Annotated in this window: 17 protein-coding genes; 9 read left to right on the plus strand and 8 right to left on the minus strand. The window is 68.6% G+C overall.

Going from position 1 to position 18,765, the window contains the following annotated elements; translation table 11 throughout:
• Positions 1-115: 115 nt before the first annotated feature.
• The 4 genes from ACOQFL_RS00625 (at position 116) to ACOQFL_RS00640 (ending at position 5,537) form a co-directional block, all read left to right on the plus strand.
• Positions 116-1,375: a class I SAM-dependent RNA methyltransferase gene (locus tag ACOQFL_RS00625; protein WP_435542108.1), complete on the plus strand. Its 1,260-nt coding sequence runs from the start codon at positions 116-118 to the stop codon at positions 1,373-1,375.
• 278 nt (positions 1,376-1,653) lie between these two features.
• Complete coding sequence (dxs, locus tag ACOQFL_RS00630) at positions 1,654-3,597, plus strand: 1-deoxy-D-xylulose-5-phosphate synthase (RefSeq protein ID WP_435542109.1); 1,944 nt, start codon at positions 1,654-1,656, stop codon at positions 3,595-3,597.
• Positions 3,598-3,648: 51 nt separating this feature from the next.
• Complete coding sequence (locus ACOQFL_RS00635) at positions 3,649-4,365, plus strand: response regulator transcription factor (RefSeq protein WP_435542110.1); 717 nt, start codon at positions 3,649-3,651, stop codon at positions 4,363-4,365.
• Positions 4,365-5,537, plus strand: coding sequence for a sensor histidine kinase (locus ACOQFL_RS00640; RefSeq protein ID WP_435542111.1), 1,173 nt, complete (start codon positions 4,365-4,367; stop codon positions 5,535-5,537). Before ACOQFL_RS00635 ends, ACOQFL_RS00640 begins: the two co-directional genes overlap by 1 nt.
• 75 nt (positions 5,538-5,612) lie before the next feature.
• Here the strand turns inward: ACOQFL_RS00640 and ACOQFL_RS00645 are convergent, their stop codons facing one another.
• The 6 genes from ACOQFL_RS00645 to ACOQFL_RS00670 form a co-directional block, all read right to left on the minus strand.
• On the minus strand, positions 5,613-6,194 hold the full coding sequence (locus ACOQFL_RS00645; RefSeq protein ID WP_435542112.1) for a Uma2 family endonuclease: 582 nt from the start codon (positions 6,192-6,194) through the stop codon (positions 5,613-5,615).
• A 290-nt stretch (positions 6,195-6,484) separates the two neighbouring features.
• A complete protein-coding gene (locus ACOQFL_RS00650; protein ID WP_435542113.1) occupies positions 6,485-8,593 on the minus strand; it encodes a 3-hydroxyacyl-CoA dehydrogenase NAD-binding domain-containing protein in 2,109 nt (702 codons plus the stop codon).
• Positions 8,590-9,783: a thiolase family protein gene (locus ACOQFL_RS00655; protein WP_435542451.1), complete on the minus strand. Its 1,194-nt coding sequence runs from the start codon at positions 9,781-9,783 to the stop codon at positions 8,590-8,592. The genes ACOQFL_RS00650 and ACOQFL_RS00655 overlap by 4 nt, the downstream gene beginning before the upstream one ends.
• A gap of 298 nt (positions 9,784-10,081) precedes the next feature.
• Positions 10,082-11,347: an HRDC domain-containing protein gene (locus tag ACOQFL_RS00660; RefSeq protein ID WP_435542114.1), complete on the minus strand. Its 1,266-nt coding sequence runs from the start codon at positions 11,345-11,347 to the stop codon at positions 10,082-10,084.
• 89 nt (positions 11,348-11,436) lie between these two features.
• Positions 11,437-12,090 (minus strand): response regulator, encoded by a 654-nt coding sequence (locus ACOQFL_RS00665; protein WP_017976119.1) that lies wholly within the window; start codon positions 12,088-12,090, stop codon positions 11,437-11,439.
• A 528-nt stretch (positions 12,091-12,618) separates the two neighbouring features.
• Positions 12,619-13,197: a DUF3000 domain-containing protein gene (locus ACOQFL_RS00670; protein WP_435542115.1), complete on the minus strand. Its 579-nt coding sequence runs from the start codon at positions 13,195-13,197 to the stop codon at positions 12,619-12,621.
• A 350-nt stretch (positions 13,198-13,547) separates the two neighbouring features.
• On the opposite strand from ACOQFL_RS00670, the gene hemE reads away from it, so the two are divergent.
• The 5 genes from hemE to ACOQFL_RS00695 are packed head-to-tail and all read left to right on the plus strand — an operon-like array spanning position 13,548 to position 17,496.
• Positions 13,548-14,627 (plus strand): uroporphyrinogen decarboxylase, encoded by a 1,080-nt coding sequence (hemE, locus tag ACOQFL_RS00675; protein WP_435542116.1) that lies wholly within the window; start codon positions 13,548-13,550, stop codon positions 14,625-14,627.
• A 14-nt stretch (positions 14,628-14,641) separates the two neighbouring features.
• Positions 14,642-16,051, plus strand: a complete 1,410-nt coding sequence (hemG, locus tag ACOQFL_RS00680; RefSeq protein WP_435542117.1) for a protoporphyrinogen oxidase — start codon at positions 14,642-14,644, stop codon at positions 16,049-16,051.
• A gap of 59 nt (positions 16,052-16,110) precedes the next feature.
• Entirely contained in the window at positions 16,111-16,809 is a 699-nt protein-coding gene (gene hemQ, locus ACOQFL_RS00685; RefSeq protein WP_435542118.1) for a hydrogen peroxide-dependent heme synthase, read from the plus strand.
• Between the two features lie 49 nt (positions 16,810-16,858).
• Positions 16,859-17,095 carry a FitA-like ribbon-helix-helix domain-containing protein gene (locus ACOQFL_RS00690; protein WP_435542119.1) on the plus strand — a complete coding sequence of 79 codons (237 nt, stop codon included), beginning with the start codon at positions 16,859-16,861 and terminating at the stop codon, positions 17,093-17,095.
• Complete coding sequence (locus ACOQFL_RS00695) at positions 17,092-17,496, plus strand: type II toxin-antitoxin system VapC family toxin (protein ID WP_435542120.1); 405 nt, start codon at positions 17,092-17,094, stop codon at positions 17,494-17,496. The genes ACOQFL_RS00690 and ACOQFL_RS00695 overlap by 4 nt, the downstream gene beginning before the upstream one ends.
• A gap of 160 nt (positions 17,497-17,656) precedes the next feature.
• On the opposite strand, the gene msrB is transcribed toward ACOQFL_RS00695, so the two are convergent.
• Together msrB and ACOQFL_RS00705 are read right to left on the minus strand one after the other, a co-directional pair.
• On the minus strand, positions 17,657-18,085 hold the full coding sequence (msrB, locus tag ACOQFL_RS00700; protein WP_435542121.1) for a peptide-methionine (R)-S-oxide reductase MsrB: 429 nt from the start codon (positions 18,083-18,085) through the stop codon (positions 17,657-17,659).
• A gap of 115 nt (positions 18,086-18,200) precedes the next feature.
• A complete protein-coding gene (locus tag ACOQFL_RS00705; RefSeq protein WP_092628576.1) occupies positions 18,201-18,509 on the minus strand; it encodes a hypothetical protein in 309 nt (102 codons plus the stop codon).
• Between the last annotated feature and the right edge of the window lie 256 nt (positions 18,510-18,765).

Consider the following 18,765-nt stretch of genomic DNA (forward strand, 5'->3'; position numbering starts at 1 on the left):
TCCGGCGCTCCCGCGCTCCCGCCGCCGGGCCTGCCACGAGGTACGGGAACCGGTCCTACTGCCTCGTCGTCGGTTCCCGCGCCTACCCGGGAAGCCACCATCGATTGGAGAACTGGTGAATGACAAACCGGACTGGACGGGACGACGGCTTCGTCTCGAGATCGGTGCGGTGGCCCACGGCGGGCACTGTGTCGCCCGACACGAGGGTCGAGTCGTGTTCGTGCGGCACACCCTGCCCGGAGAGACCGTGGACGCGCTGGTGACCGAGGACCGTGGCGGTGGGTTCTGCCGTGCCGATGCCGTGGCGGTGCTCGAAGCCGCTCCCGGCCGGGTGGAACCGCCCTGTCCGTTGGCCGACATCTCACGCGGAACCGATCGCTGCGGTGGCTGTGACTGGCAGCACGTCGACCCCGCCGTTCAGCGGGAACTGAAGGCCGCCGTGGTGGCCGAGCAACTCACCAGACTGGCAGGGGTCGAGTACCCGGTCGAGGTGTTGCCGCTGCCCGGTGGTCCCCTGCGGTGGCGCAGCCGTGTCCGGTTGGCGGTGGACGACAACGGCGCGGTGGGTTTTCGGGCGCACCGCAGTCACCGCGTGATACCTGTTCGGGACTGCCCGATCACGGTGGAGGGCGCGCTCGACGAGGTCGCTTCCCGCTCCTGGAAGCCAGGTGCCGAGGTTGCCGTCACCAGGGACGATTCGGGAGAGGTGCACGTCACCGAGCACTCGGTTCGACCCCGGCGCTCCGGTCGTGGCGGCGGCCGTCCCCCTCGGGCCGCTCGGAAGGTACGTGGCACGGGTATCGCACACGAGACCGCGAGGGGGCGGGAGTGGCTTGTCCGTTCCGAGGGGTTCTGGCAGGTGCACCCCGAGGCCGCCGATCGGTTCGCCGAAGTCGTCGCTCGAATGGCCGATGTTCCTCCCGGTGGTCGGGCATGGGACCTCTACGGCGGTGTCGGACTGTTCGCGGCCGTGCTCGGGCAGCAGGCCGGAGCGAACGGTGACGTGCTGCTCGTCGAGTCCGGTGAGTCGGCGGTACGCGACGCCGAGGCCAACCTGGCCGATCTGCCGCAGGTACGGGTGCGATCCGGCCGTGTGGAGCGCGTGGTTACCGAGCCGACCGTGCCCTCGCCCCACGTGGTGGTGCTCGATCCGCCCCGCAAGGGAGCGGGCAGTGGGGTGGTGGACGCGATCACCCGTGCACGGCCGAGCCGGGTCGTCCACGTCGCCTGCGATCCCGCCTCCCTGGCACGCGACATCGGGCTCTTCCAGGAGCGGGGCTACCGGTTGAGCCGGCTGGAGGCCTTCGACGCCTTCCCGATGACACAGCACGTGGAATGCATCGCGCTGTTGGAGGACACTGAACGGAACTCGTGAGTCAGTGCGTCACTACGCCTTGTGGAACCGCATTGTTCGTGGCTCCGTAGACTGGCGAAGTCATGTGGTGACCCTGTATTACATGACCCCGTAGTGCATGATCCCGAAACACACGACGATGTAATACATCACGACAGGCACGTGATGTGAGAAGTGAAAGTCCGAAGCGCGGTACCCGGAACGGGAGCCGCGTGCCCTGGGCGACGGGCCACTCCGCGAACGGGAGAGGTGTCCGTACCCCAAGACCTGTAGTCGGTCACGACGAGCGAGGTGGAGCGGTGACGCTGCTGGAGTCCGTGCACAGCCCGGCCGATGTCCAGCGCCTGGAGCACGGTGAGTTGGTCGAGCTCGCCGCCGAGATCAGATCCTTCTTGATCGAGAAGGTATCGCGTACCGGTGGTCACCTCGGGCCGAATCTCGGTGCGGTCGAGCTGACCCTGGCGTTGCACCGTGCGTTCGACTCACCGCGCGATCCCATCGTGTTTGACACGGGACACCAGTCCTATGTGCACAAGATGCTCACCGGCAGGCAGCGGGGTTTCGACTGGCTGCGAAAACGCGACGGCCTGTCGGGTTACCCCTCGAGGGCGGAGAGTGAGCACGACCTGGTCGAGAACAGCCACGCCTCCACCTCGTTGTCCTATGCCGACGGCCTGGCGCGGGCGATCCAGCTGAGCGAGTCCGGCCGCCACGTCGTCGCCGTCGTCGGCGACGGGGCGTTGACCGGAGGCATGTGCTGGGAGGCCCTCAACAACATCGCGGCCGATCAGGAACGCCCGCTGGTGATCGTGGTCAACGACAACGGGCGTTCCTACGCCCCCACGATCGGCGGGCTGGCCGAGCACCTGGCCTCGTTGCGGTTGCGGCCCGGCTACGAGCGGGCGTTGGAGAACGGTCGTCGTACCGTGCGCAGTCTCCCAGTGGTCGGCCGCCCGCTCTACACCGGTCTGCACGCGGCCAAACGGGGCATCAAGGACGCGCTGAGCCCACAGGTGATGTTCTCCGATCTCGGGATCAAGTACCTGGGTCCGGTGGACGGGCACGACCTCAAGGCGCTGGACTACGCGTTGGGGATGGCCAAGACGTTCGGTGGCCCGGTGATCGTGCACGCCGTCACGCAGAAGGGCAACGGCTTCGCTCCCGCCGAGAACCACGAGGCCGACCAGATGCACCAGGTCAAGGTCATGGACCCGGCCACGGGGGCCCCCACCGGCCCCAGCGCGACCAGCTGGACCAACGTGTTCTCGGACGAGCTCGTCCGTATCGGTGGGGAACGCGACGACATCGTCGCGATCACCGGCGCCATGCTCGGCCCCACCGGTCTGGACAAGTTCGCCCGGAACTACCCCGAGCGCTGCGTGGACGTGGGCATCGCCGAGCAGCACGCCATGACCTCGGCCGCGGGTATGGCGATGGGCGGGCTGCACCCGGTGTTCGCGGTTTACTCGACGTTTCTCAACCGCGCGTTCGACCAGTTGCTCATGGATGTGGCGCTGCATCGGCAGCCGGTGACCGTGACCCTGGACCGCTCCGGGGTCACCGGTGACGACGGGCCGAGCCACAACGGCATGTGGGACCTGTCCGTGCTGGGGGTGATCCCCGGGATCCGGGTCGCCGCCCCGCGCGATGCGGCGACGCTGCGCGAGGAGCTGCGGGAGGCGGTCGCGGTGGAGGACGGCCCCACCGTGGTGCGGTTCTCGAAGGGAACGGTCATCGACGAGGTGACCGCACTCGAACGGGTCGACGGTGTCGACGTGCTGCGTCGCCCGGGGGAGCACGAGGAGCGGGACGTGCTGTTGAGCGCGGTCGGCGCGTTCGGCGAACTCGCCGTCGCCGCCGCGGAGCGACTCTCCGCACAGGGGATCGGTGTGACCGTGGTGGACCCGCGCTGGGTGGTGCCCGTTCCGGGGGCCGTGCTCGACATGGCCCGGCACCACCGGCTCGTCGTCACGCTCGAGGACTGCGGTCGGCACGGTGGTTTCGGGTGGTCGTTGGCGGCCGCCATGCGTGACGCGGACATCGACGTCCCACTGCGGGACCTCGCGATTCCGAATCGTTTTCTGGAACACGCCTCGCGGGGTGAGGTACTCGCCGAACTCGGACTCACCGAGCAGGACGTGGCCCGCCGGATCACCGAATGGGTGGCCGACCGGCTCGAAGGGCAGCTGGACGAGCACGAGACCGGTATCACCACCGATCTGGACACGCCGAGAGCCGAGTGATCCCGAGCTCCCTGATCGTCCGGGACGGCTGTGCTGTGGCACGGTGAACACGTGCGGATCCTTGTGGTGGAGGACGAACAGCCGCTCGCCGACGCGATCGCGCGTGGGCTGAGACGGGAAGGGCTTGCCGTGGACGTGACCTACGACGGTCTCGACGCTCAGGAGAAGGTCGCGGTAACTCGCTACGACGTGGTGGTGCTGGATCGCGACCTGCCCTCGTTGTCCGGCGACCGGCTGTGTGCCGAGTTGGTCGCCTCCGAGGAGCTCACCAGGGTTCTGATGCTTACCGCGAGCGGCACGGTGGCCGACCGCGTCGAGGGGCTCTCGCTCGGTGCCGACGACTACCTCGCGAAGCCGTTCGCGTTCGACGAGCTCGTGGCCAGGGTTCGTGCGCTGGGCAGACGTTCCACACCCGCCACACCGCCGTTGCTGACCGCGCACGACCTCGAGCTGGACTCCGCCAGGATGCGGGTAAGCAGGAGTGGTGGCGAGGTGGAGCTGACCCGCAAGGAGTTCGGGGTGCTGCAGGTGCTGCTGTCCGCGCGCGGCGCCGTGGTCAGCTCCGAGGAACTGCTGGAACGGGTGTGGGACGAGTACGCCGATCCGTTCACCACCACCGTGCGCGTGACCGTTATGACGTTGCGAAAGAAACTCGGTGAGCCGAGCGTTATCGACACCGTGGTCGGTGCCGGCTACCGCGTGCCCTCCGCCGGATCGGGGGTCTCGTCCGAGACGGACACCGAAGTCTCCGGTGCCGGCGAGAAGTGATGCTGTTCCGGGATCGTTCGGGGAAACGTCCCGTACGCGTCGATTCACCCGCGCGGCGCGGCCCCGGACTGCGGCTACGGTTGACGCTCCTGTCGACCGTGCTGGTCGCCCTGGTAAGCGGTCTGCTGTTGTGGCTCGGCTGGTTGCTGGTCGGTGACGTGGTGGCCGCCGTGCCGCGTATGCCACCCGGAACGACGGTGCGGGTGGACGGCGTGCCGGTCTCCGCGAGTGAACTCGCCGAGGCGCTGCGCACTCGGGCACGGGCTCGGGTGCTGCTGATCGGTGGGCTCGCCTTCGTGGCCGTCGTGCTGGCTGCCGCGGTGTCGGCGTGGACCGTGTGCGGCAGGGTGTTGCGTCCGTTGCACTCGGTGACCGGTACCGCTCGGAGGCTTTCCGCGCGCTCGTTGGGGGAACGGATCGGATTGGACGGTCCCAGGGACGAGGTCGCGGAGCTGGCCGACACCTTCGACGGGATGCTCGACCGGCTGCAGAGCGCGTTCGAGTCCCAGCACCGTTTCGTGGCCAATGCCAGTCACGAGCTGCGCACTCCGCTTTCGGTGATCCGCACCGAGCTCGACGTGACGCTGTCCGATCCGGACGCCGATGTGACCGAGCTGCGCCGGATGTCCGGGGTGGTGCGCGAGGCGACGGCCAAATCGCAGCGACTCGTCGAATCGTTGCTGCTGCTCGCCCGTACCGAAGGTGCCGAGCTGCCGAGTCGCGAGCCGGTCGATCTCACCGAGTTGGCACGCGGCGCGTTGCGGCCGCTGGAGGAGCAGACCCGCGGAGCGGGATTGCGAACGGACGTGAGTCCCGCGCCCGCTTTCGCCCTGGGGGATCCGGCACTGCTGGAACGGGTGGCGGGCAACCTGCTCGAGAATGCGGTGCGCTACAACGCCGAGGGCGGCTGGATCGACGTCGCTACCGCTGTTTCGGGGGAGTGGACCTCGTTGACGGTTTCCTCATCCGGGGCCGAGGTCTCCTCGGAGCAGGTGGAAGGGTTGTTCGAACCGTTCCGCCGGGCGGGCACGGAACGCACCGCGCGCACCGGTGCGGGGCTCGGCCTGTCCATCGTCCGGGCCGCGGCGAGCGCGCACGGTGGCACAGTCTCGGCGTGTCCGGTTCCCGGTGGCGGGCTGTCGGTGACCGTGTGGCTGCCCGCCGCGCGGTGAGCTCCGGGGAATTCGGTTAACCACCACCCCGGCGAGCACCGCTGTACTGAGTTCTCGGAGTCGTGGGTTGGGTTCTCAGAGTCGGAGAGTCGCGATGTCCAGTTCCAGCGGTGCTGGGGATTCCTCGACGCGTACCGGTCCGTCACCCAGCCGCACCGTGGTGGCCGGGGTGTACCTGCCCTCGTCCAGCCGGTAGGCCACCAGTTCGGTCGGCCCGCGACCGTCCTGGGCCACGCTCCAGAAGAACGGGATGCCGGCCTCGGCGCAGGCGTCCAGCTTGTCGCGCTGTTCCCGTGCGGTGTTGCCGGGTGACCAGATCTCCCCGGCGAGCCGTACGTGCTCGGCACCGAACGAGTTGCCGATGGGAGCGGTGTCCAGCACCACGAAGTCCGGAATCAGCGCCGTCCGCCGCGCGGTGCTGATCTCCACGCCGATGCCGCCCACCGCGAACAGATCCCTTCGTTCCGCGGTCCGGAGCGCGGTTTTGAGCAGGATGAGAAATTCGTTCTCGGCCCATTGGTGCGGGCCGCTCGGTGGTGGCGTCACCAGCCAGTACCCTTCGAGCAGTTCCAGGCGCGACCCGTCGGCGCGGGCGGGCAACGCGTGCCAGTCGTCGATCGTGAACGGGCCGATCTCGTGCTGTACAAGCGCGGTCACCGAGCATCACCTCACCTCGTTCGTGATCCATCATGCCACGACCGCCGAGCCGCCGTGCGTGCGATTCGCCGTGCTCTGGGGCAGCTGTGCTCCGAGGATACCCACGCGAGCGGCCGTCACCGGGAGCGAATCGGCACGGGCTCCCCCCCCCTGGGGGGGGAATGCCTTTTCGTGCGCCGAGGGCGTCGCGGACCACTCCACACCAAAAGGGCCGGGACGGTGGGTACCGCCCCGGCCTCGAAACAACCGGCCACTCCGTGACTCCCGGCCGGAGTCTCCGGAGCGATCGCTCAGCTGCTGGGCAGGCTGGCCACTCCGGGTTGGTGGAAGCGCTTGCCGTTGACCCGCTCGGAGTAGCCCGAGCGGTCCAGGTAGGGGGTGATGCCGCCCAGCCAAAACGGCCATCCCGCTCCGAGGAGCATGCACAGATCGAGATCCGCGGCCTCGACGACGACGTCCTCGTCCAACATGATCCGCGCTTCTTCCGCCAACGCGCGCAGCGCGCGGTCACGGACCTGTTCCTCGGAGAGCGGCTCGTCGCCCTGTTGCCACAGCTCGGCGACCTCGGGGTCGACGATCTGGTTGCCCGCCTCGTCGGTGGTCCACACGCCCGTCTTGCCCGCGTCGACGAACCGCCGGAGGTTGTCGCTGAGACCGAACCGGTCCGGGTAGGCGGCGTGCATGGTCTCGTTGACGTGCTGGGCGATAGCGGGACCGACCAGCTGCAGCAGCACCATCGGACTCATCGGCAGTCCCAGCGGGTTCAGCGCCCGGTCGGCCACCTCGAAGGGGGTCCCCTCGTCGACCGAGGCGATGACCTCGCCGAGGAAACGGGTCAGCAGCCGGTTGACCACGAAAGCAGGCGTGTCGGCGGTCAGCACGCAGGACTTCTTGAGCTTCTTGCCGACCGCGAAGGCCGTGGCCAGCGTGGTGTCGTCGGTCCGCTCGCCCCGCACGATCTCCAGCAGCGGCAGTACCGCGACGGGGTTGAAGAAGTGGAAACCGACCACCCGTTCCGGATGGGCGAGTTTCGCCCCCATCTCGCCGACCGAGAGCGAGGAGGTGTTGGTGGCCAGCACCGTCTCCGGCGAGACGTGCTGCTCCAGCTCGCCGAACACCTGCTGCTTGACCGATATCTCCTCGAACACGGCCTCGATGACGAAGTCGGCGTCGGCGAAGGCGCTCTTGTCCAGCGAACCGGTGACCAGGGCCTTGATCCGGTTCACCCCGTCGGAGGAGAGCCGCCCCTTCGCGCCGAGTTTGTCGATCTCGCCGTGTACGTAGGCCACACCCTTGTCGATGCGCTCCTGGTCGATGTCGGTGAGCACCACCGGCACCTCCAGCCGGCGTGCGAACAGCAGCGCCAGCTGCCCGGCCATCAGCCCGGCGCCGACGACGCCCACCTTGTTGACGTCGTTCGCCAGGGACTTGTCCGGCGCTCCGGCCGGTTTCTTCGCCCGCTTCTGCGTGAGGTCGAAGGCGTACAGCCCGGCGCGCAGCTCGTCGGTCATCAGCGCGTCGGCCAGTGCTTCGGTCTCGGCCGCGTAACCGGCGTCGAGATCGTTGTTCCTGGCGAGTTCGAGCAGTTCGACGGCCTTGTCCACGCCCGGGGAGGCACCGTGCGTCTTGCTCGCCGCGATCTCCTTCGCGCGGGTGATCGCGTCGTCCCAGCCCTGACCGCGGTCGATCTCCGCGCGCTGTACGGTGCTGGATCCGTTGATCACCCGCACGGCCCAGCGCAGCGACTCCTCCAGGAAGTCGGGGGACTCGAGCTGGATGTCGAAGATGCCCATGCCGGTGGCCTTGCCGGGGTTGAGCATCTTGTTCTGGTTGAGCGAGTTCTCCAGGATCACGGTCACCGCCTGGTCGGCGCCGACCAGGTTGGGCAGCAGTTGGGTGCCGCCCCAGCCCGGGAACAGCCCCAGGAAGCACTCGGGGAACGCGATCGCGCCCGCGTTGTCGGCCACGGTGCGGTAGTGGCACGACAGGGCCAGTTCGAGCCCGCCGCCGAGGGCCGCCCCGTTGACGAAGGCGAAGGTGGGGATCTCGGACTCGGTCAGCCGCCGGAACACGTCGTGTCCCGCCTTGGCGATCCGGTGCGCGTACTCCCGTTCGCCGAGCTGGCCCATTCCGGAGAGGTCGGCCCCGACGGCGAACACGAACGGTTTACCGGTCACCGCGATGGCGGCCGGTTCCGCCGCGAACGCCTCGTCCAGTGCGGAGTCCAGCGAGGCGAGACCGGCCGGACCGAAGGTGGACGGCTTGGTGTGGTCGTGACCGTTGTCGATGGTGACGAGCGCGACCCTGCCGTCCAGTCCCGGGACCTCGACGAGCCGGGTGTGGGCTCGGGTCACGACCTCGTCGGGGAACAGGGCTGTGGTTTCGCTGTCGATGCTCACTTGGCGCCCCCGGCGGTCTTGTCGTGGTTCGGGTTCTCCCAGATCACCGTGCCGCCCATGCCGAAGCCGACGCACATGGTGGTGATGCCGTAGCGAACCTCCGGATGCTCGGTGAACTGCCTGGAAAGCTGGGTCATCAGCCGCACGCCCGAAGAGGCGAGCGGGTGTCCGCAGGCGATGGCCCCGCCCCACTTGTTGACCCTGGGGTCGTCGTCGGCGATTCCGAAGTGTTCCAGGAAGGCCAGTACCTGGACCGCGAACGCCTCGTTGATCTCGAAGAGTCCGATGTCGTCGATGGACAGTCCCGCCCGGTGGAGAGCCTTCTCGGTGGCCGGTACCGGGCCCACTCCCATGACCTCGGGCTCCACCCCGGCGAAGGAGTAGCCGACCATGCGCATCCCGACGGGAAGCCCCAGTTCGCGGGCGGTGTCCTCGTCGGCGACCACACATCCGGTCGCACCGTCGTTGAGTCCGGCGGAGTTGCCCGGAGTCACCCGGCCGTGCGGCCGGAACGGAGTCTTGAGTCCCGCCAGGGACTCCACGGTGGTCCCGGGGCGGGGAGGTTCGTCGGCGGTGGCCAGCCCCCAGCCGGACTCGCTGGAGCGGGTGGCCACCGGGACCAGGTCCGCGCCGATCCTGCCCGCTTCCGCTGCCGCTTCGTAGCGCTGCTGGCTGAGCGCTGCGTAGGCGTCGGTGCGTTCCTTGGTCAGGTTCGGGTACCGGTCGTGCAGGTTCTCGGCGGTGGAGCCCATCACCAGTGCGGAGGAGTCGACCAGGTTGTCGGAGACGAATCGCGGATTGGGGTCCACCCCCTCCCCCATGGGGTGGTTGCCCATGTGCTCGACCCCGCCCGCCACGGCGATGTCGTAGCCGCCGAATCCGATGCCCCCCGCGACGTTGGTGACCGCCGTCATCGCGCCGGCGCACATCCGGTCGATCGCGAAGCCGGGTACGGATTTGGGCAGTCCGGCGAGCAGGGCCGCGTTCCTGCCGATCGTCAGTCCCTGATCGCCGATCTGGGTGGTGGCCGCGATGGCGACCTCGTCGATTCGCTCCGGGGGGAGGTCGGGCTGTCGCCGCAACAGTTCCCGAATGACCTTGACGATGAGATCGTCCGCCCGGGTCTCGGCGTAGATGCCCTTGGTGCCTGCCTTGCCGAACGGCGTGCGGACGCCGTCGACGAAGACCACGTTCCTGAGGGCACGCGGCGCTCCCGCCGATGCGGGGCCGCTGCTCGTGTCGGCTGCTGCCGACGCAGGTGCTGCCACGGCGTGCTCCTTGTCGATGTGGGTACGCGTCGATGTGGGTACGCGCCAGGCCGGACGGCTCCGCTGCCCGACGGCGGGCCATGCCGCTACCGGCCGGTAACGTGCACTCTAGCGCTCATTACCGAACGGTAACCAGTGGGATCGATGTCTGCTGGACCACATCCGGGAGACCACCGTCGGAACAGTGGGATCCGAAGCCGCGGACCGGGAATCGAACGGATTATTTCACCTGGTCGGAAGCTTTGTCGTCGGACTCGCCCATCGCCTCGGCGATCGGCTCCGCCGTCAGTTCCACCTGCCAGGGCCGGGCGCCGCGTTCACGCAGCTGTGCCGCTATCGCGGCCACGCTTCCGTCCGAGGGAGGTTGCCAGCAGAGCCTGCGCACCAGATCCGGCAGCAGCAGGTTCTCCGCCGGCAGATTGTTCCGCTCGGCGATACCGGAGAGCACGTTCCGAACCGCGCTCAGCCGGGAGGCCGCGGCCGAGTCCCGCTCCGCCCACCTGTTCGTTGGCGGTGGTCCGTCGTTCGGTGGGGCGGTGGTGGGTAGTTCCTCGTGATCCAGCTCGCGTGCGCCGCGCAGCGCCTCGAACCACTGCTCGGATCTTCTGCGCTGCTGTTTGCCGCCGAACACCGGCAGTGCGACGAGGTCCTCCCTGGTGGCCGGGTTCTCCCGCGCCGCCCGGATGATCGAGCTGTCCGGCAGAATCCGTCCCGGCGCGATGTCCCGGCGGCGGGCGATGTCGTCCCGCAGTTGCCACAGTGCGCGCACGATCGCCAGCTGGACCGGAGTGCGCAGCCGGTGGATTCCCGACGTCCGACGCCACGGTTCCGGTCGTGCGGGTGGCGGCGGAGCCGTGCGGACCGCTTCGAACTCCTGCATGGCCCAGTCGAGCTTGCCCTGCTTGTCGAGTTCCGCCCGCAGCGCGGCACGTAGTTCGACCAACAGCTCCACGTCCAGCGCCGCGTACACCAGCCACTCGTGGGGCAGTGGTCTGCGCGACCAGTCGGCCGCACCGTGTCCCTTCTCCAGCCGGTACGACAGCAGTCGCTCCGCGAGAGCGCCGAGTGACACCCGTTCGTAGCCGGCCAGTCGGCCCGCCAGTTCCGTGTCGAAGAGCCGGTCCGGACGCAGGCCGAGTTCGGCCAGGCACGGCAGGTCCTGCGAGGCCGCGTGTAGTACCCATTCCGTGTCACCGAGTGCGGCGACGAGCGGCCCCGGATCCCCGTTGAGCGCGATCGGGTCGATCAGTACCGTGCCCGTGCCCTCCCGGCGTAACTGCAGCAGATACGCCCGCTGCGAGTAACGGTACCCGGAGGCACGCTCGGTATCGATCGCGATCGGCCCACTCCCCGCCGCCAGTGCCGCGGCGGCGAGACGCAGGGATCGGGGCTGCTCGACCACCGGTGGGACACCACCGGAGGGACGTGTCAGCAACACTGGTTCGGAATGGTCCGGTTCGGCGGATTCGGGGTGAACAGCATCCACGGCTCACAGACGATACGTCCCTCTATCGGCTGAGGGGACCGAACGGTCCGATTCACCGTCCGCCGACCGGTTCGATGGGGGGTGTCAGGTCATCGAATCACTCCGGCTCGCATTGCCAACGCGACCATCTGGGCCCGGTCTCCGGTGCCCAATTTGCGTCCGATCCTCGACAGGTGACTCTTCACCGTCAGAGCGGACAAATTGAGCGTTTCGCCGATCTCTTTGTTGGATCGGCCGTCCGCCACCAGTTGCAACACTTCGATCTCACGAGCGGAGAGCTCGCGCGGAGTGTTGTCGGTGCCCGGAACCCGGGTACCGGCGGCCAACACCGGAGCCACGTTCGGATCGGCGTACACACCGCCGTCCAGCACGCGGCGCACGCCGTCCGTGACCACGGTCGGTGATGCCGATTTCAGCAGGTATGCCTGTGCTCCCGCCTGAAACGCGGCCCGAACCGCATAGGGGTCGTCGGACGAGGCGAGCACCACGATCCGTGGCCAGCCCTGGGTACGTAATTCCGTAACCAGGTCTACACCTGTCCCATCGGGCAGTCCCAGATCGAGGACTGCCAGGTCGCACGGACCGGTGGCCAAGGCACGCGCCTTGGCCTCGGCCATCGATGCGGCTTCGTGCACCGTGCCGGCCCCCATCTGCAGCAGCCGAGAGGATATGGCCTCCCGGAGCAGCGGATGATCGTCCACCACGAGCACCGTGAACAGCTCTTCCCGCGGGTGCGGAACCATGTTAGCCGGCAATGCACCGGCTGGCGTGGTACGAGCGGCCTGACCTAAGCCGACGGCAGCCACGTCACTACCTCCCTGGAGTCGGTCGTGCCCCCCGACCGGCACCGGGACTCTCGGCCGATCAGCCGCGCCACTGATCGACCGAAAGTGGTGTCGTTCAGGTTGTAGCGTAACCGTCCGAGCGGATTATTGGGACGATCAAACGGGTATGTATCCCGATCGAGTTGTCCTCGATGTGACTCTGCCTACTTCTTTCGGGTGACACTAGAAAACAGTGTTAACGCCGAAGCGTGGTGATTCGATACAGATCTTTCGATCTTCGTGTCTCCGGCGGTATCGGAACGATGCGGGACGGTCGTCCCCTCGCGCCGCTCCTGCGGCCGCCCCGACGGCTCCGTGGGCCGCGGGAGGTGCCTCAGCGGTATCCGGTGAGCCCGTCCCGCCGCTGAGTGACCGTTCGACGGGGCGGGCGTATTCGCCTGCATCCACCCGGGCAGCGCTCGACAGCGAGCCACCCGCCGGAGGTGTTCAGCCGTGCCTGCGGCGTTCCGTTGTCCGGTTGCCCAACACGCTCACGCCGACCGGCGGCAGCCCGGCCGCGGCGCCGATCACTTCCTGGAACGCACGTGCGTGCGCGGTCAGTTCGCTGTCCGAAGGAGTCCAGGAACCCCGCAGCTCCAGTTCGTGCTCGCGCGCCGGTTCCGCTATCTCACCGAACCTGGCCGAACAGGTCGCGGTAACCGTGCCACCCAGCGCCGTGTGGCCCGCGCGGCACGAGTGCAGCGCTTCCGTCAGCCACGACCAACCGAGCTCGGCCAGCCCGGGGTCGCCCGCCAGCTCGCTTCCCACATCGGCCCGCAGGTAGAGGACCAGTCGCAGCACACCTTCCCAGGAGGGCTGCCCCTCCGGATCGTGCAGCAGTACGAGGCGGGCCGTGACGGCCGTGCCCTCGGGGCCACTCGTCTCGGCCGCCAGCGCATAGGTCCACGGAGCGAGCCGTTTCGGTGGGCGTATCTCGCTGAGCTCTATCTCCCTGCGGGGAGGTGGGGCCTGCAGTGTTGCCACCGCGTCCCGAAAAACCATGGGAACAGCCGACATCTCGGTCACAGCAGGTGACTGTAAGACCTGTTCGCAATCACGTGGCGACGCCACGCCGGAGATCACGAACAGTGGACCGGACGCTCGGCTTACTCGCACGGCGTGCGAACATGAGGTCGGATCCGTCCCGCACGGATCCGACCACCCGGGTGGAGGGGCTCCGGCGAGCCCGCGACGTCGGTTGGCGTGCCGTTACCCGGCCACCCGCGCAAGCCGTCCCGCAAGGACTTCCGAGGAGCCCCGTTGCGCTTGTCCGGACGTGGTCCTTCCGGCTCCGCGACATTTCGTCACGTTGGCGGCCGGGGCCCGGAGTCGGCCCTACGGCGCCCCTGATCCCTTCGAATCGGCGGAGGATTCCGATGACCCATCCCACGCACGTCTCCAACCGACGCGGGCTCGACGATGCTCCGTTGCTGGTGGCCGCGAACGGCGGAACTCCTGAACACACCCCCGTGTGGTTCATGCGTCAGGCGGGGCGCTCGTTGCCGGAGTACCGCCGGGTGCGGGAAGGCGTGCCCATGCTGCGGGCCTGTCTCACGCCGGAACTGGTCTGTGAGATCACGATGCAACCGGTACGAAGGCACGGCGTGGACGCCGCGATCCTGTTCAGTGACATCGTGCTTCCGCTCTACGCCGCCGGTGTGGGGCTGGACATCGTCTCCGGCACCGGCCCGGTGGTCAACCAGCCCGTGCGGGGTGCCGCCGACGTGGCAGCCCTGCCCGAGTTGGAGGCCGAACACGTCGAAGGGGTGGCCGAGGCGATCCGGTTGCTGCTCGGCGAGCTGGGTCGGACACCGCTCATCGGGTTCGCAGGGGCCCCGTTCACACTGGCGTCCTACCTCGTCGAGGGTGGTCCGAGTCGCAACCACGAGCGCACCAAGGCGCTCATGCACTCCGACCCGGAAACCTGGCACGCGCTGCTCGGCAAGCTCGCCGAGACCACGCTGAAATTCCTGCGGGTTCAGGTCGACGCCGGAGTCGACGCGATTCAGCTGTTCGACTCCTGGGCCGGCGCGCTCTCCCCCCGTGACTACGTCACCTACGTGCAGCCGCACACCAGCCGGATCCTGCGGGGCGTAGCGGAGTACACCGGCGGCGAGGTGCCGCGGATCCACTTCGGGGTGGGGACGGGTGAACTGCTCGGAGCGATGCACGAGGCCGGCGCCAGCGTGACGGGGGTCGACTGGCGGGTCCCGTTGGACACGGCCGCGGCGCGGATCGAGCCGTCGCACCCCTCGCGCCCCGTGCTGCAGGGAAATCTCGACCCGGCGGTGCTGTTCTCGGACTGGGATTCCGTGCGCGGCGAGACGGAGCGGATCCTCGCGGAGGGCGAGTCGGCCGGTGGGCACATTTTCAACCTCGGGCACGGCGTGCTGCCCGACACCGACCCCGAAGTGCTGACCAGGCTCGTCGAGTTCGTGCACTCCCGCCGAGACTGACCGGAGCGGGGACCATGTCCAGAGTCGCTGTGATCGGCGGCGGCATCGCCGGGATGACCGCCGCGCACCGGTTGCGGAAGTTGTTGGGCGAGCATGCCGAGATCGTCGTGTTCGACCAGGCCGAGCGAACCGGCGGCAAGCTGTACACCGCTCGGCTCGCCGATCGTGGCTACGATCTCGGGGCCGAGGCGTTCCTGGCGCGACGTCCGGAAGTCCCTCGACTGGCCGCTGAGCTCGGGTTGGACGAGGAGCTGGTGCACCCCGGTTCCGCCTCGGCGACGGTGCGTGCGGGCGGGGGAAGCCGTTCACTGCCCGCGGGGATGCTCATGGGGGTCCCCGCCTCCGGACGGGCCGTCAACGGGGTTCTCTCGGAGAGCGGGGTCCGTGCCGTCGAGCGGGAGGAGTCGCTCGAACCGCTGCGGTTGTCCGGAGGTGACGCCTCGGTCGGTGCCCTGCTGCGGGAGCGGCTCGGATCCGAGGCCGTCGAACGCCTCGTGGAGCCGTTGCTCGGCGGGGTCTACGGCGGTTCGGCCGACGCCCTGGGCCTGCGCGCCACCATGCCCGCGCTGGCGAACGCCCTGGACGCGGGCGCCGAGTCGCTGACGGCCGCCGTCAACGCGGCCATGCCCGAACCGCCCCCGCCCGGCACGGAAAGGCCTCCCGTGTTCGGGGCGTTCCGGCAGGGCTACGACACGTTGCTCGACGAACTGCGGAAGCACTCGCGGGCGAGTTTCGAACTCGGCAGGCCGGTTCGCGCCCTGCGTCCGCTGGCCCGGGGCTGGAGCCTGTCGATCGGTTCCGCTCCGAATCCTCGGACGCTCGAGGTGGACGCGGTCGTGCTCGCGGTGCCCGCCCCCGCGGCCCGCAAGCTGCTCGCCGAACCCGTCCCGGATGCCGCCGACCGCTTCGGTCGTCTCCAACTCGCCTCCATGGCCGTGATTGGACTGGCCCTGCCGTCCCACGTCGAGCTGCCCACGGCCTCCGGAGTGCTCATCGCCCGCGGCGAGCGGCACGCGGACGGGACTCCGTTCGCCGCGAAGGCGTTCACCTTCTCCAGCCGCAAGTGGCCGCATCTGCGCGGCGGCGAGAAGGAGCTGCTGGTCCGGGCCTCGGTGGGCAGGGGAGACCCCGCCGAACTCCGGCCGGACGACGACGAACTGCTGCGCCGGGTACGCGCCGATCTGGCCGAACTCACCGGAGTGACCGCCACGCCCACGCAGCACCGCGTCGTTCGTTGGGGCGGTGGGCTGCCGCAGTACGGCGTGGGGCACTCCGAGATCGTCGCCGGGATCGAGGACGCGGTCTCGCGGACACCGCGGCTGGCGGTGGCGGGCGCCGCGCTGCACGGCGTGGGGGTACCCGCTTGCGTCGGCACCGGCGAGTCGGCGGCGGCCGCGATCGCGGAACAGCTGGCAGCGAGCTGAGGCACATCCCCGCGCACCTGTCCTCCGCGGTGGAGGGGAGCGGTGGCAGACTGGTCGGTATGGCCCGCCTGAACTACGCCGAATTGAACGATACGATCCGCTACACCATGTGGTCGGTGTTCCGCGTCCGGCCGGGGGAACTCCCCGAGGACAGGGAGAAGGCCGGGGTGAGCACCAGGCGGTTCCTGGAAGGACTCGAGGAGTCCTCGGACCTCGTGGTGCGTGGTGTCTACGACGTCTCCGGTATGCGTGCCGACGCCGACTTCCTGATCTGGTGGCACGCCTCCCGGATCGAGGACCTGCAGACGGCCTACTCGGACTTCCGGCGCGAGACCCCGCTCGGGCGGGCCAGCGAGCCGGTGTGGAGCAATGTGGCCGTGCATCGGCCGGCCGAGTTCAACAAGAGCCACGTTCCGGCCTTCATCGCCGGTGAGGAGCCGCGTGCCTACGTGTGCGTCTACCCGTTCGTGCGCTCCTACGAGTGGTACCTGCTTCCGGACGAGGAACGGCGGGACATGCTCGTCGAGCACGGCAAGGAGGCCAGGGACTATCCGGACGTGCGGGCGAACACCGTTCCCGCCTTCGCGCTGGGCGATTACGAGTGGATCCTGTCCTTCGAGGCCGACGAACTCCACAGGCTCGTCGACCTGATGCGCCACCTGCGCGCCACCCAGGCTCGGCTGCACGTGCGCGAGGAGACCCCGTTCTACACCGGGCCGCGTGTGGAGGCGGAGGACTTGGTCGCGCGGCTGCCGTGAGGTTCGGCGCCGAATTGATTTTGCGCTGATTCAGCGCTAATGTTGTGCTATGGCGACCATACAAGTTCGCGATCTCTCCGAACGCGCTTACGAGGTTCACCGCACCCGGGCTCGTGCATCGGGTCAGTCGCTGCAGGCGTATCTACGTGGTGTGTTGGAAGAGGAGGCGTCGAGAACCCCGAAGGCGGAGGTTCTGGCGACGATGGAGCGAGTGCTGGAGACGAACACCGGGACTGGCGTGACAGTGGACAGCATCGTCGAGGACCGGGAAGCCGAGCGTCGATGACGTCACTGGTCGTCATCGACGCTTCAGCGGCGCTTCTCGCTCTCACGAGCTCCGAATCCGCCGCGCGCTCCTTCCGAACGCGCCTTCCCGAACTCGAGTGCCATGTCCCGCATCAGTTCGACGCCGAAGTGGGCAACGTCCTGCGACGTAAGGAGTTGCGGGGGGAACTGGACCAGGAGTCCGCTCACGCAGCGCTGCGTGCGAGCAGACATGTAGCTGATCAACGTTACCCTCACGTCGGGCCACTCGCCGAGATGGCCTGGTCACTGCGCGGTGCGGTTACCTTCTACGATGCTCTTTACGTCGCGTTGGCCACCACCCTGGACGTGCCCCTGCTGACCGCCGACGCTCGGCTTGCCAGAGCCCCCGGACTGTCCTCGACTGTCGAGCTCGTCGCGTGAGCACTGTCGATCGGTCGGAGGGCGGCATGGGCTCTCACCACGTTCTCCTTCGGTCCCGGCCGAGACCGTGCTCACCGGCGGTGAGGGCAGCACGTACTGCTTCGTCACCGGATGAGCCGGCCCCGGCCGGAGTCCCGTCGTCTGCCGCTTTCTTCGCCGGTCAGGCGTTCTCGTCCGGCTCCAGTCGCAGCGCGACGGAGTTGATGCAGTAGCGCTGGTCGGTGGGGGTGGGGTAGCCCTCTCCCTCGAACACGTGGCCGAGGTGGCTGTGGCAGGACGCGCAGAGCACCTCCACGCGCACCATGCCGTGCGAACGGTCCTCTCGGAGCAGGACCGCTTCCGAGTCACTGGGGTCCCAGAAGGACGGCCAGCCGCAGTGCGACTCGAACTTGGTGCCGCTGCGGAACAGTTCGGCGCCACAGGCGCGGCATTCGTAAACGCCCTGGGTCTTTTCCTCCACGTAGGCACCGCTGTACGGCGCTTCGGTGGCTCCCTGCCGCAACACGGCGTACTCGTCCTGGTCGAGTCGTTCCCGCCACTGCTGTTCCGACTTGACGACCTTGGGGGTGGTTCCCACTACCGGATCCATACCTCCACGATAATTCCGTGCGAGTACGGCGGCACCGCAGGAGGCGCGGTCCCTCGAAAAGCGGGACTCCCCGGGGACGGGATTCCACGGGAGGCGGCACTCATCCTCAGGCGGGTCACCCCGAGAACGCCGCCACCATGAAGACCAGGGCGTTCCATATCGTGAAGGCCACCCCAAGCAGGATCAGTGTGACCACGACGACGGCGAGCAGTCTGCGCTCGCCCCGCAGCCGGTTCGCGCTCTGCGCGAAGTCGCCGACCCCCTGCAACATGCCCTCGACGGTCGCTCGGGAGCCACAGTGCTGCATCCGATCCAGATGCGCGGCGAACGCCTGTGCCTCCGGGTCGTGCGGGTCCAGCCCGATCAGGTCGTCGGCGAAACGGCCGGCCGGCTCGTCCGGTTCGCCGTGCTCGGCGCGTGACATGCTCCCACGGTAACCCTCAGTGCCCCTCAGTGCGCCCGTGTCGAACGTTCTCCGAAACCACCTGATCGGTTCGGAAAGCCGCTGCCGGGACTCCCGTCCGAGCGGTTTTCCCGTGCCGTTTCGGACGGAACCCACGCGGCTGGTCGGGTGGGGGCGCGGCCGAGCGGTCGAGGAAGAGCCCGACGAAGCACCACCGAGACCGAACCGAGAACGGTGTTCGATCGCGGCTGTCGCCCGTCCAGCGGTATCCGTGACG

The sequence above is a fragment of the Actinopolyspora sabaoui genome (assembly GCF_051225635.1).
Classification (GTDB): Bacteria; Actinomycetota; Actinomycetes; order Mycobacteriales; family Pseudonocardiaceae; genus Actinopolyspora.